The sequence below is a fragment of the Planctomonas deserti genome (assembly GCF_003067705.1).
Classification (GTDB): Bacteria; Actinomycetota; Actinomycetes; order Actinomycetales; family Microbacteriaceae; genus Planctomonas; species Planctomonas deserti.
In genome coordinates, this window is sequence record NZ_QANL01000002.1 from 197,317 (window position 1) to 209,705 (window position 12,389).

General features: G+C 70.0%; 12 protein-coding genes. 10 read left to right on the forward strand and 2 right to left on the reverse strand.

From position 1 onward, the window contains the following. From ilvD to ilvC, 4 genes are all read left to right on the forward strand, one after another. Nucleotides 1–1,695 carry a dihydroxy-acid dehydratase gene (gene ilvD / locus DAI20_RS07280; protein ID WP_108249931.1) on the forward strand — a complete coding sequence of 565 codons (1,695 nt, stop codon included), beginning with the start codon at nucleotides 1–3 and terminating at the stop codon, nucleotides 1,693–1,695. A 51-nt stretch (nucleotides 1,696–1,746) separates the two neighbouring features. Next, entirely contained in the window at nucleotides 1,747–3,543 is a 1,797-nt protein-coding gene (locus tag DAI20_RS07285) for an acetolactate synthase large subunit (RefSeq protein WP_108249932.1), read from the forward strand. Between the two features lie 4 nt (nucleotides 3,544–3,547). After that, nucleotides 3,548–4,057, forward strand: a complete 510-nt coding sequence (gene ilvN / locus DAI20_RS07290) for an acetolactate synthase small subunit (RefSeq protein WP_108249933.1) — start codon at nucleotides 3,548–3,550, stop codon at nucleotides 4,055–4,057. Between the two features lie 146 nt (nucleotides 4,058–4,203). Further along, entirely contained in the window at nucleotides 4,204–5,229 is a 1,026-nt protein-coding gene (gene ilvC, locus DAI20_RS07295; protein WP_108249934.1) for a ketol-acid reductoisomerase, read from the forward strand. Between the two features lie 233 nt (nucleotides 5,230–5,462). Here the strand turns inward: ilvC and DAI20_RS07300 are convergent, their stop codons facing one another. Continuing rightward, nucleotides 5,463–5,873, reverse strand: a complete 411-nt coding sequence (locus DAI20_RS07300) for a DoxX family protein (protein WP_108249935.1) — start codon at nucleotides 5,871–5,873, stop codon at nucleotides 5,463–5,465. Nucleotides 5,874–5,941: 68 nt separating this feature from the next. Between DAI20_RS07300 and serA the strand changes: the two genes are divergently transcribed. Together serA and DAI20_RS07310 are read left to right on the forward strand one after the other, a co-directional pair. Beyond that, on the forward strand, nucleotides 5,942–7,531 hold the full coding sequence (gene serA, locus DAI20_RS07305) for a phosphoglycerate dehydrogenase (protein WP_108249936.1): 1,590 nt from the start codon (nucleotides 5,942–5,944) through the stop codon (nucleotides 7,529–7,531). 164 nt (nucleotides 7,532–7,695) lie between these two features. Beyond that, nucleotides 7,696–8,055 (forward strand): nuclear transport factor 2 family protein, encoded by a 360-nt coding sequence (locus DAI20_RS07310; protein ID WP_108249937.1) that lies wholly within the window; start codon nucleotides 7,696–7,698, stop codon nucleotides 8,053–8,055. A gap of 79 nt (nucleotides 8,056–8,134) precedes the next feature. On the opposite strand, the gene DAI20_RS07315 is transcribed toward DAI20_RS07310, so the two are convergent. Further along, nucleotides 8,135–8,392: a DUF6458 family protein gene (locus DAI20_RS07315; protein ID WP_108249938.1), complete on the reverse strand. Its 258-nt coding sequence runs from the start codon at nucleotides 8,390–8,392 to the stop codon at nucleotides 8,135–8,137. Nucleotides 8,393–8,507: 115 nt separating this feature from the next. Here DAI20_RS07315 and DAI20_RS07320 point away from each other — a divergent pair, with 115 nt between their 5' ends. The 4 genes from DAI20_RS07320 to DAI20_RS07335 all read left to right on the forward strand — a co-directional run bounded on the left by DAI20_RS07320 (nucleotide 8,508) and on the right by DAI20_RS07335 (nucleotide 12,382). Continuing rightward, nucleotides 8,508–9,566, forward strand: coding sequence for a 3-isopropylmalate dehydrogenase (locus tag DAI20_RS07320; RefSeq protein ID WP_108249939.1), 1,059 nt, complete (start codon nucleotides 8,508–8,510; stop codon nucleotides 9,564–9,566). A gap of 61 nt (nucleotides 9,567–9,627) precedes the next feature. Next, nucleotides 9,628–10,731, forward strand: coding sequence for a branched-chain amino acid aminotransferase (locus DAI20_RS07325; protein WP_108249940.1), 1,104 nt, complete (start codon nucleotides 9,628–9,630; stop codon nucleotides 10,729–10,731). 97 nt (nucleotides 10,732–10,828) lie between these two features. Next, nucleotides 10,829–11,599, forward strand: a complete 771-nt coding sequence (locus DAI20_RS07330; protein WP_108249941.1) for a fumarylacetoacetate hydrolase family protein — start codon at nucleotides 10,829–10,831, stop codon at nucleotides 11,597–11,599. Nucleotides 11,600–11,647: 48 nt separating this feature from the next. Next, entirely contained in the window at nucleotides 11,648–12,382 is a 735-nt protein-coding gene (locus DAI20_RS07335; protein ID WP_108249942.1) for a hypothetical protein, read from the forward strand. Nucleotides 12,383–12,389: the final 7 nt, after the last annotated feature.

Sequence of the window (12,389 nt, forward strand, 5' to 3'; positions counted from 1 at the left end):
ATGCCGGAAAACGATCTGAAGCCGCGGAGCCGCGAAGTAACCGACGGAATCGAGGCCACCACCTCGCGCGGCATGCTCCGCGCCGTGGGCATGGGCGACGACGACTGGGACAAGCCGCAGATCGGCATCGCGAGCTCGTGGAACGAGATCACGCCCTGCAACCTCTCCCTCGACCGCCTCGCGCGGTCCGCGAAGGAGGGCGTGCACTCCGGCGGTGGGTACCCCCTGCAGTTCGGCACCGTCTCGGTGTCCGACGGCATCTCCATGGGCCACGAGGGCATGCACTTCTCCCTGGTCAGCCGCGAGGTCATCGCCGACTCCGTCGAGGTCGTCATGCAGGCCGAGCGCCTCGACGGCTCCGTGCTGCTCGCCGGCTGCGACAAGTCCCTGCCCGGCATGCTGATGGCCGCGGCGCGGCTCGACCTCGCGTCCGTCTTCGTCTACGCCGGCTCCATCGCCCCCGGCTGGGTGCGCCTCTCGGACGGCACCGAGAAGGACATCACGATCATCGACTCGTTCGAGGCCGTCGGCGCCGTCAAGGCGGGCCGCATGAGCACCGAGGACGCCAAGCGCATCGAGTGCGCCTTCGCCCCCGGTGAGGGCGCCTGCGGCGGCATGTACACCGCGAACACCATGGCGTCCGTCGCCGAGGCCCTCGGCATGAGCCTGCCCGGCTCGGCGTCGCCCGCCTCCGCGGACCGTCGCCGCGACTACTACGCCCGCAAGAGCGGCGAGGCCGTGGTGAACATGCTCCGCAACGGCATCACCGCGCGCGACATCCTCACGCCGCACGCCTTCGAGAACGCCATCGCCGTCGCCATGGCGCTCGGAGGCTCCACCAACGTCGTGCTGCACCTCCTCGCCATCGCGAACGAGGCCCAGGTCGACCTCACGCTCGACGACTTCAACCGGATCGGCAGCAAGGTCCCGCACATCGGCGACCTCAAGCCCTTCGGCAAGTACGTGATGAACGACGTCGACCGCAACGGCGGCGTGCCCGTCGTGATGAAGGCCCTGCTCGAGGCCGGGCTGATCCACGGCGACGCGCTCACCGTGACCGGCAAGACCGTCGCCGAGAACCTCGCCGAGCTTGACGTGCCGCCGCTCGACGGCGAGGTGCTGCGCACGCTCGACAACCCCATCCACGCCACCGGCGGCCTCACGATCCTCACCGGCTCCCTCGCTCCCGAGGGCGCCGTCGTGAAGACGGCCGGCTTCGACGCCGAGGTCTTCGAGGGACCCGCCCGCGTCTTCGAGCGCGAGCGCGCCGCCATGGACGCCCTGACCGAGGGCAAGATCAACGCCGGCGACGTCATCGTCATCCGCTACGAGGGCCCCAAGGGCGGTCCCGGCATGCGCGAGATGCTCGCGATCACGGCGGCCATCAAGGGCGCTGGCCTCGGAAAAGATGTACTACTGTTGACGGACGGTCGATTCTCAGGCGGCACAACCGGGCTGTGCATCGGCCACATAGCACCCGAAGCGGTGGACTCCGGTCCCATCGCCTTCGTGCGCGATGGGGATCTGATTCGGGTCGATATCGCCGCCCGCTCCCTCGACCTACTTGTCGATGAGACCGAGCTCGCTGCCCGCCGAGAAGGCTGGGCCCCTCTTCCTCCGCGCTACACCCGCGGCGTGCTCGCGAAGTACGCCAAGCTCGTGCGCTCCGCCGCGGAAGGCGCCGTCACCGGGTAGTCGCCCGGTGCATGCGCACACCTCAACCCCACAAAAAGGACACCTCCGCTGATGCCCACGGAATCCATCCCTGTGCCGACCGCGCCCGCTTCCGCCCAGACCCCCGAGGTTCTCACCGGGTCTGGCGCGATCCTGCGGTCGCTCGAGATGCTCGGCGTGAAGGAGGTGTTCGGGCTTCCGGGCGGCGCCATCATCCCCTTCTACGACGAGCTGATGACGCAGTCGGCCATCCGCCACATCCTCGTGCGTCACGAGCAGGGCGCCGGCCACGCAGCCGAGGGCTACGCCGCCTCCTCCGGCAAGGTCGGCGTCGCCATCGCGACCTCCGGCCCCGGCGCGACCAACCTGGTCACGGCGATCGCCGACGCCTACATGGACTCCGTGCCCGTGCTGTTCCTCACGGGCCAGGTCTTCTCCACCTCCATGGGAACCGACGCGTTCCAGGAGGTGGACATCGTCGGCATCACGATGCCCATCACGAAGCACTCCTTCCTCGTCACGAAGCCCGAGGACGTGCCCGAGGTGCTCGCCGCGGCGTACCACATCGCCTCGACCGGCCGCCCCGGCCCCGTGCTCGTCGACGTCACCAAGGATGCGCAGCAGGCCAAGGCGCCGTTCGTCTGGCCGAACCGCGTCGACCTGCCCGGCTACCGGCCCATCACCAAGGCGCACGGCAAGCAGGTGCAGGCTGCGGCCCAGCTCCTCGCCGAGGCGAAGCGCCCTGTGCTGTACGTGGGCGGCGGCGTCATCCGCTCCGGCGCGTCGGAGGAGCTCCGCCGGCTCGTGGACGACACCGGCGCCGCCGTGGTCACCACCCTGATGGCCCGCGGCGCGCTGCCCGACTCGCACCCGCAGCACCTCGGCATGCCCGGCATGCACGGCACCGTTCCCGCCGTGCTCGGCCTGCAGGAGAGCGACCTCATCGTGTCGCTCGGCGCCCGCTTCGACGACCGGGTCACCGGCAAGCCGAGCGAGTTCGCGCCCGACGCGAAGATCGTGCACGTCGACATCGACCCCGCCGAGATCTCCAAGATCCGCATCGCCGACGTGCCGATCGTGGGCGACGCCCGCGAGGTGATCATCGACCTGATCGCCGCGTACGCGGACGTGCGGCGCACCACCGAGCCCGACCTCACCGAGTGGTGGACCCGGCTGAACGGCCTGCGCGAGCAGTTCCCGCTCGGCTACACCGACCCGGAGGACGGGCTGCTGTCGCCGCAGTGGGTCATCTCCCGCATCGGCGAGCTCACCGGTCCCGAGGGCGTCTTTGCCGCGGGCGTCGGCCAGCACCAGATGTGGTCCGCCCAGTTCATCAAGTACGAGCGCCCCAACTCGTGGCTCAACTCCGGCGGCGCCGGAACCATGGGCTACGCGGTGCCCGCGGCCATGGGTGCGAAGGTCGCCCAGCCCGAGCGCACGGTGTGGGCGATCGACGGCGACGGCTGCTTCCAGATGACCAATCAGGAGCTCGCCACCTGCACGATCAACGACATCCCCATCAAGGTCGCGATCATCAACAACTCGTCGCTCGGCATGGTGCGGCAGTGGCAGACCCTGTTCTACGAGGGCCGGCACTCCTTCACCGACCTGAACACGGGCCACGAGACGCGCATGGTGCCCGACTTCGTGAAGATGGCGGACGCCTACGGCGCGCTCGGCATCCGGGTGACCCGCAAGGAGGACGTCGACGACGCGATCCGCCTCGCGCTCGAGACCAACGACCGCCCCGTGGTCATCGACTTCATCGTGAGCCGCGACGCGATGGTGTGGCCGATGGTGCCCCAGGGCCTCAGCAACAGCGCCGTGCAGTACGCGCGCGACCACGCCCCCGAGTGGGAAGAGGAGTAACCCGGTGAGTCACGTCCTTTCCCTGCTTGTCGAGGACAAGCCCGGTCTGCTGACCCGCGTCGCCGGACTGTTCGCCCGCCGCGGCTTCAACATCGAGAGCCTCGCGGTCGGCCACAGCGAGATCCCGGGCCTGTCCCGCATCACCGTCGTGGTGGACGTCGAGGACCTGCCGCTCGAGCAGGTGACAAAGCAGCTGAACAAGCTCGTCAATGTCATCAAGATCGTCGAGCTGGACCCGGCCCAGTCGGTGCAGCGCGAGCACCTCCTCATCAAGGTGCGAGTCGACAACACGACCCGGTCCCAGGTGCTCGAGGCGGTGACGCTGTTCCGCGCCCGTGTCGTGGACGTCGCGAGCGACGCCCTGGTCATCGAGGTGACCGGCGACTCCGGCAAGACAACCGCGCTGCTGCGCGTGCTCGAGCCCTACGGCATCAAGGAGATCGCGCAGTCCGGCCTCCTCGCGATCGGCCGTGGCGGCAAGTCCATCACCGAGCGCGTCTTCCGCAGCGCCTGACCCCACCGGTCTCCGGCCCACCCGGGTCCCCGACCCGCCCCGGTCCCCGAGCTCGTCGAAGGGGTTGCGGGCACCGACACGTCCGGCCCTCGCCCTCGCGGCGGGCGGCCGGTGCACGAACCAACACAACAAGGAGAGAACCCCACGTGACTGAAATCTTCTACGACTCGGATGCTGACCTGTCCCTGATCCAGGGCAAGAAGGTCGCCGTGATCGGCTACGGCTCGCAGGGCCACGCCCACGCGCTCAACCTGCGCGACTCCGGTGTCGAGGTCGTCATCGGACTGCAGGAGGGCTCGAAGAGCCGCGCCAAGGCCGAGGAGCAGGGCTTCCAGGTCATGACCCCGTCCGAGGCGTCCGCCTGGGGCGACGTGATCGTGATCCTCGCGCCCGACCAGGTGCAGCGCCACGTCTACGCCGACGACATCAAGGACAACCTCGCCGAGGGCAAGACGCTGGTCTTCGGCCACGGCTTCAACATCCGCTTCGGCTACATCGAGGCGCCCGAGGGCGTCGACGTCGTGCTCGTCGCCCCCAAGGGCCCGGGCCACACCGTGCGCCGCGAGTACGAGGCAGGCCGCGGCGTGCCCGTCATCGTCGCCGTCGAAAAGGACGCGTCCGGCTCCGCCTGGGACCTCGCCTGGTCCTACTCGAAGGGCATCGGCGGCCTGCGCGCCGGCGGCATCAAGACCACCTTCACCGAGGAGACCGAGACCGACCTGTTCGGCGAGCAGGCCGTGCTCTGCGGCGGCACCTCGCAGCTCGTCCAGTACGGCTTCGAGACGCTGATCGAGGCGGGATACCAGCCGCAGATCGCCTACTTCGAGGTGCTGCACGAGCTGAAGCTCATCGTCGACCTCATGTGGGAGGGCGGCATCGCCAAGCAGCGCTGGAGCATCTCCGACACGGCCGAGTACGGCGACTACGTCTCCGGCCCCCGCGTGATCTCGCCTCAGGTGAAGGAGAACATGCAGGCCGTGCTCGCCGACATCCAGAGCGGCGCCTTCGCCGACCGCTTCATCAAGGACCAGGACGCCGGCGCGCCCGAGTTCCTCGAGCTGCGCAAGAAGGGCGAGCAGCACCCGATCGAGTCCACCGGTCGCGAGCTGCGCAAGCTCTTCGCCTGGAACAAGTCGGACGACGACTACACCGAGGGCCAGACCGCCCGCTAGTCCGCAGGGGCGCCCGGCACAGCCGGGCGCCCCTTTCCGGTTCCGCGCCGGACCCTCCACGGTCCCGACACGGCTCCATACGGTCCCGACACGGTCCCTGAGCTTGTCGAAGGGACGTTCCTCACGCTGAGACGGCTCCACACGGTCCCTGAGCTCGTCGAAGGGACGTTACGTCGCTTCGACAAGCTCAGCGACCGTGGGGTGGGTCTGCGGCCGTCAGCGACCGTGCGCCGCTACATGCGGTCGAACGGCAGGACCGCGAAGAGCACGATCGCGATGAGCGCGAGCTGAGCGACAAGGCGCGGCAGGAACGGCACGGCGATCGCGCCGAACTGCTCCGGGTGCTGGGACGCGTACGCGTTCGCCGGGAACACGGCGAGCAGGAAGAACGCGAGCCCGATGCCCGCGAGCAGCGCGGTGGCCGGGAACAGCAGACCGATCGCGCCCGCGATCTCGCACACCCCGGTCAGCAGCACGAGGGTGCGGGGGCGGAACACGCCCTCGAAGCGGAGCGCCGGCGGGATCAGATCCGCCATCCCCTTTGACGTGCGGGGAACGAAGTGCAGCACCCCCATGAACAGGAACAGGGCGGCCAGCAGCACCCGCACGACGAGCTGTATTACTTCGAGAGTCGACGAATCCATCGCCTCATTTCTAGCGGACTAACATGTGAGTGTTTGTCCGCGAGCCCACCGTTAGGAAACTCCATACCGTGACTAAACCGGTCGTGTTGATCGCCGAAGAACTCTCTCCCGCCACTGTCGACGCGCTCGGTCCGGACTTCGAGGTGCGCAGTGTCGACGGCACCGACCGTCCCGCGCTCCTCTCCGCGCTCGCCGACGCGCACGCCATCCTCGTGCGCAGCGCGACCCAGGTCGACGCCGAGGCGATCGCCGCGGCGCCCGCGCTGAAGGTCATCGCGCGGGCCGGCGTCGGGCTCGACAACGTCGACATCCCCGCCGCCACCAACGCGGGCGTCATGGTCGTCAACGCGCCGACCTCGAACGTCATCTCCGCCGCGGAGCTCGCGATCGGGCACCTGCTCTCGCTCGCCCGCCACATTCCGGACGCGAACGCGTCGCTCAAGGGCCGCGCGTGGAAGCGCTCGAAGTTCACGGGCGTCGAACTCTACGAGAAGACCGTCGGCATCGTCGGCCTCGGCCGCATCGGCACCCTCGTCGCGCAGCGGCTCGCGGGCTTCGGCGTCACCCTCGTCGCCTACGACCCCTACGTCACGCCCGCGCGCGCCCAGCAGCTCGGCGTGCAGCTGCTGTCCCTCGACGACCTCGTGGCGCAGTCGGACTTCATCACCATCCACATCCCCAAGACCCCGGAGACGACGGGCCTCATCGGCGCCGAGCAGTTCGCGAAGGCGAAGCCCGAGCTGCGCATCGTCAACGCCAGCCGCGGCGGCATCATCGACGAGACCGCGCTGCACGACGCGCTGGCCGCCGGTCGCATCGCCGGCGCCGGCCTCGACGTGTTCGTGACCGAGCCGCCGCTCGAGTCGCCGCTGCTCGGCCTGGACAACATCGTCGTCACGCCGCATCTCGGCGCCTCGACGGACGAGGCGCAGGAGAAGGCCGGCGTCTCCGTCGCCCGGTCCGTGCGGCTCGCCCTCAGCGGCGAGCTCGTGCCGGATGCGGTCAACGTGGCTGGCGGCGTCATCGACGAGAGCGTCCGCCCGGGCATCCCGCTCATCGAGAAGCTCGGCCAGGTGTTCTCCGGTCTCGCCCACAGCTCGCTCACGAGCGTGGACGTGGAGGTGCGCGGCGAGATCGTGCAGCACGACGTCAGCGTGCTGAAGCTCGCGGCGCTCAAAGGCATCTTCACGAACGTGGTCAGCGAGAACGTGTCGTACGTGAACGCGCCGCTGCTCGCCGAGCAGCGCGGCGTGCAGGTGCGGCTCATCACCGACTCGGTGTCCGAGGACTACCGCAACGTGCTCACCATCAGCGGCGCCCTGAGCGACGGCTCGCAGGTGTCGGTGTCCGGCACCCTGACCGGCCCGAAGCAGATCGAGAAGATCGTCGGCGTGAACGGCTACGACGTCGAGGTTCCCTTCTCCAAGCACCTCATCGTCATGAGCTACAACGACCGCCCCGGCATCGTCGCGGTGTACGGCAAGGAGTTCGGCGAGGCGAACGTGAACATCGCCGGCATGCAGATCGCGCGGCAGGAGGCGGGCGGCAAGGCGCTCAGCATCCTCAGCGTCGACTCGCCCGTGCCGGACGGCGTGCTCGAGAGCGTGCGCAGGGCGATCGACGCCGACACTCTCCGCGAGATCGACCTGACCTACTAGGCCGCCCCCCCCCCGACCAGCCGCCCATTCCCCTGAGTTGCCCGGTTCGGATCCTCTTCCGCCCGGAGAGGATCCGAACCGGGCACCTCAGCGTTGGGGGAGGGGGAGGGGGAGGGGCGGTTCCAGGCTTTACCCCGGGACGCCCCGCGCGGTAGAACTGGCGCATGGTGGATTCGAGTGTCGTGAGCGCATGGGTGGACGGGTACCGCAAGGCCTGGGAGTCGAACGAGCCGGATGACATCCGCGCCCTGTTCACCGAGGACGCGGTGTACCGCACGGAGCCGTACGACGACGGCTGGCGGGGTCACGATGAGATCGTGGCCGGCTGGCTCGACGGGCGCGACGAGCCGGGGGACACCGAGTTCACCTGGTCGCCGCTCATCTCCGCGGGCGACGTCGCGACCATCACCGGCGTGACGCACTACGACGACGCGACCTACAGCAACCTGTGGGTCATCCGCTTCGCGGAGGACGGCCGCGCGACCGAGTTCACCGAGTGGTACATGACCCACCCCGAGGACTGATCCCGGACGCAGCCCGCGAAGCGAGCGCGAAAAAGGGCCGGGCGGCGGATGCCGTCCCGGCCCTAATCGGTCCGCCGAGCTAGACGAGGGGCGGGTCGTCGTTGCGCGCGCTGCGCGTCACGCGGGATCCGGTGGCCGGATCGATGCTCGTGCGGGTCTCCGAGACCGAGTTGCGGCCGCGCGCGAGAAGCGCGATGCCGATGATGATCACGATGAGGCCCGCAGCCAGGAGGATGTAGCCGACCATCTTGATGTCGATGCCGGCGAGCTGCACGTCCACGGCGAATGCCAGGATCGCGCCGACGACGAAGAGGAAGATTCCGAGTCCGAGACTCATCAGGACCTGCTTTCTGTGCGATCCACGGTGGTATGCACGGTGAGGCAACCCTACCGAGGCAGCAGTTGCGGCGGCAGTAATGTGGAGGGACACGCCTCGACACCCCAGGAGCAGCATGCCGCGCACCCTCAACCTCGCCGTCGTTCCGGGTGACGGGATCGGCCCGGAGGTCACCGCGGAGGCCCTCAAGGTGCTGCGCGCCGCCGTCGCGGGCGAGGCGACCGTGGACGAGACGATTTACCCGTTCGGCGCGGGCCACTACCTGGAGACCGGGCGCATCCTCGACGAGGACGACCTGGGCGCGCTGCGCGGCCACGACGCGATCCTGCTCGGCGCCGTGGGCGGCGACCCGCGCGATCCGCGCCTCGCGGGCGGCATTATCGAGCGCGGCCTGCTGCTGAAGCTGCGGTTCGCCCTGGACCACTACGCCAACCTCCGCCCGACCGTCGTGTTCCCCGGCGTCGCGAGCCCGCTCGCCGACCCCGGCGCCGTCGACTTCGTCGTGGTGCGCGAGGGCACCGAGGGCCCGTACGTCGGCAACGGCGGCTCCATCCGGGTAGGCACGCCCGAGGAGATCGCGAACGAGGTCTCCGTGAACACCGCGTTCGGTGTCGAGCGCATCGTGCGGTTCGCGTTCGAGCGCGCCGAGGCCCGGCCCCGCAAGAAGCTCACCCTCGTGCACAAGACCAACGTGCTCACCCACGCCGGCGGCCTCTGGCAGCGCACCGTCGACCGCATCGCGGCCGAGCACCCCGGCATCGCCGTCGACTACCTGCACGTCGACGCGGCCACCATCTTCCTCGTGACGAATCCCTCGCGCTTCGACGTGATCGTCACGGACAACCTCTTCGGCGACATCCTCACCGATCTGGCCGCCGCGATCAGCGGCGGCATCGGACTGGCGGCATCGGGCAACATCAACCCGTCCGGCCGGTTCCCCAGCATGTTCGAGCCCGTTCACGGATCGGCGCCGGACATCGCAGGTCAGCAGAAGGCGGACCCCACCGCGGCGATCCTCTCGGCGGCGTTGCTGCTCGAGCACCTCGGCCTCGCCGAGGCAGCCGCGCGCGTGAACGAGGCGGTCTCGGCCGACCTCGCCGGCCGCGCAGACGTGGGCACCCGCAGCACGAGCGAGATCGGCGACGCCATCGTCGCCGCGCTCGGCCGCTCCTGATCGGACACCCCTTTTCGGCGGGCAGGCGCCCGCCTCACGACACCGAGGATTCGAGACAGACATGACAACGACCACCGGATTCCCCCTCCGCTTCGAGACGACCCCGTCCGCGGCCGCCCGCGCTGACGCCGAGCGCGAGGTGATCCTCGCCGACCCCGGCTTCGGCAAGCACTTCACCGACCACATAATCGCCATCGACTGGAGCATCGAGGAGGGCTGGCACGACGCGCGCGTGCAGCCGTACGGGCCCCTGCAGCTCGACCCGGCCGCATCCGTGCTGCACTACGGGCAGGAGATCTTCGAGGGCCTGAAGGCGTACCGCCACGCCGACGGCTCGGTCTGGGCCTTCCGGCCGGAGCGCAACGCCGCTCGGCTGCGGAAGTCCGCCCAGCGCATGGCGCTGCCCGAGCTGCCCGACGAGGACTTCGTCGAGTCGATCGCGCAGCTCGTGCGCACGGATGCGCGCTGGGTGCCGGATGCGCCCGAGACCAGCCTCTACCTCCGCCCGTTCATGATCGCGAACGAGAGCTTCCTCGGCGTGCGGTCGGCGCACCGGGTGGGCTACTACGTCATCGCGAGCCCCGCGGGCGCCTACTTCGCGAACGGCGTCGCCCCGGTCTCCATCTGGCTGAGCACCGAGTACTCGCGCGCCGGCAAGGGTGGTACGGGTGCGGCGAAGACCGGCGGCAACTACGCCGCCTCCCTGCTCCCGCAGGAGGAGGCGTACGCGAACGGCTGCGCCCAGGTGCTGTTCCTCGACTCGGTCGAGGGGAAGTACATCGAGGAGCTCGGCGGCATGAACGTCGTGCTCGTCTACCGCGACGGCACGCTCGTCACGCCGCAGTCGGACAGCATCCTCGAGGGCATCACGCGCGACAGCATCCTGCAGCTCGCCCGAGACCGCGGCCACGCGGTCGAGGAGCGCCCGGTGACCCTCGACGAGTGGCGCGAGGGCGTGGAGTCGGGGGAGATCGCCGAGGTGTTCGCGTGCGGCACCGCGGCCGTCATCACCCCCATCGCCCTGCTCAAGGGCGCGGACTTCTCCGTCGGCTCCGAGGATGCGCCCGCCGGGGAGCTCACCATGTCGCTGCGCGAGGAACTGACGGACATCCAGTACGGCCGCCGGCCCGACCCGCACGGCTGGATGACCAAGCTGGTCGACTGACCGGTCGGGTCGGCGCCGCCCGTCGGCGCCGCCCCGTCGGCGCTGCCCGTCCGCGCCGCCCCGGTGTGCGCCGACCCGTCGGCGTAGGCTCGGTGCAATGAAGATCGTTCGGTTCAGCACAGGCGCAGACCCCTCCTACGGCATCCTCGACGAGGAGGAGGGGGAGCTCGTCGTGCTGGCCGGCGATCCGATGTTCAGCGGCTACGAGACCACGGGCAAGCGGGTGCCGCTCGCCGACGCCCGCGTGCTCGCCCCGGTGATCCCGCGCTCCAAGGTGGTCGCCGTCGGCAAGAACTACGCCGAGCACGCCCGCGAGATGGGCGGCGAGGCGCCCGAGGCGCCGCTGCTGTTCCTCAAGCCCAACACGGCCGTCGTCGGCACCGGCGACGCCATCGTCCTGCCGCCCGAGAGCAGCCAGGTGGAGCACGAGGGCGAGCTCGCCATCGTGATCGGCCGGATCGCGAAGAACGTCCCCGTCGAGAACGCCGAGGACGTGATCTTCGGCTTCACCGCCGCCAACGACGTGACCGCGCGCGACCTGCAGAAGGCCGACGGCCAGTGGGCGCGCGCCAAGGGCTACGACACGTTCTGCCCGCTCGGCCCCGTGATCGAGACGGAGTTCGACTGGTCGGCGGCCGCCATCGAGACCCGCGTGGACGGCGAGGTGCGGCAGAGCGGCAACACCCGGGACATGATCCACACGATCCCGGAAATCGTCTCCTACGCGTCCGGCATCTGGACGCTCCTGCCCGGTGACGTGATCCTCACCGGCACCCCCGCCGGGGTCGGACCGTTCGTGCACGGCCAGACCGTCGAGGTCGAGATCGAGGGCATCGGCATCCTCCGCAACCCGGCACGCAACCGGTAGACGCGGGCCCGGCCGCACGGGCCGGGCTGGCGGGAAGAAGGCGCTCCCATGGCGTGGCGAAGCGGCCGCGGCGCTGCGGCCGGCCCGATCGCGCTCGGCCTGGCCTGCGCGCTGTCCACGTCTTTGCTGCTGTCGGGGTGCGTCTACGGCCCGGACGACTTCGCCCCGCCGGACGGGGACTCTGCGCAGGCGACGGATGCGCCCTCGTTCGGTGGCGTCCGCACGTCGCCCCGTCCGGAGCCCCAGGCGCTCCTGCCACCGGGGTGCACGCTTGACCGGGTCGGCATCGCCATCGGTGCGCCCGAGCCGGGGGAGCAGGGCCGCCTGCTCGCGGTCCGCACCCTCACCGTGCGCCCGGGCGGCAGCAGCGGGGCGGAGGAGCAGCCGCTCACCCTCTGGGACCTCGACCTCGACAACGGGGCGCGGATCGAGGGAGACGTCGCGGCGCTCTTGGACCGGGAGGCGTGGGCCGCGATCCTGCTCGAGCGGATGCGGGCGGACCGCATCGTCTCGCCGACCTTCGGCAACTCCATCACCATCCGCTCATTCGGCCCGGCGGAGGACGTGGAGGCGTCGTACGTGATCGGCTACCTCGGCGATCAGCACCGCGTGCCGTTCACGGTCACCGCCTGCGACGGGTCGCCGCTCGGCGCCGGCTACGTCGTGGGATTCGACCCGTCCGAGTCGGCCGCGACCGTGCTCGTGCGCTGCGGCTCCGATCTCGTGGCGGATGGCGTGTCCGAGGAGCTCCGTCTGCGGCTGTCGCGATACTGCGGCCCGTAGAATCGAC

Bases quoted from the DNA above. Each gene is read 5' to 3' on its own strand.
- DAI20_RS07330 (WP_108249941.1), top strand. From the start codon at position 10,829: ATGAAGATCGTTCGGTTCAGCACAGGCGCAGACCCCTCCTACGGCATC.
- DAI20_RS07335 (WP_108249942.1), top strand. From the start codon at position 11,648: ATGGCGTGGCGAAGCGGCCGCGGCGCTGCGGCCGGCCCGATCGCGCTC.
- DAI20_RS07325 (WP_108249940.1), top strand. From the start codon at position 9,628: ATGACAACGACCACCGGATTCCCCCTCCGCTTCGAGACGACCCCGTCC.
- DAI20_RS07315 (WP_108249938.1), bottom strand. From the start codon at position 8,392: ATGAGTCTCGGACTCGGAATCTTCCTCTTCGTCGTCGGCGCGATCCTG.
- DAI20_RS07310 (WP_108249937.1), top strand. From the start codon at position 7,696: ATGGTGGATTCGAGTGTCGTGAGCGCATGGGTGGACGGGTACCGCAAG.
- DAI20_RS07320 (WP_108249939.1), top strand. From the start codon at position 8,508: ATGCCGCGCACCCTCAACCTCGCCGTCGTTCCGGGTGACGGGATCGGC.
- ilvD (WP_108249931.1), top strand. From the start codon at position 1: ATGCCGGAAAACGATCTGAAGCCGCGGAGCCGCGAAGTAACCGACGGA.
- DAI20_RS07285 (WP_108249932.1), top strand. From the start codon at position 1,747: ATGCCCACGGAATCCATCCCTGTGCCGACCGCGCCCGCTTCCGCCCAG.
- DAI20_RS07300 (WP_108249935.1), bottom strand. From the start codon at position 5,873: ATGGATTCGTCGACTCTCGAAGTAATACAGCTCGTCGTGCGGGTGCTG.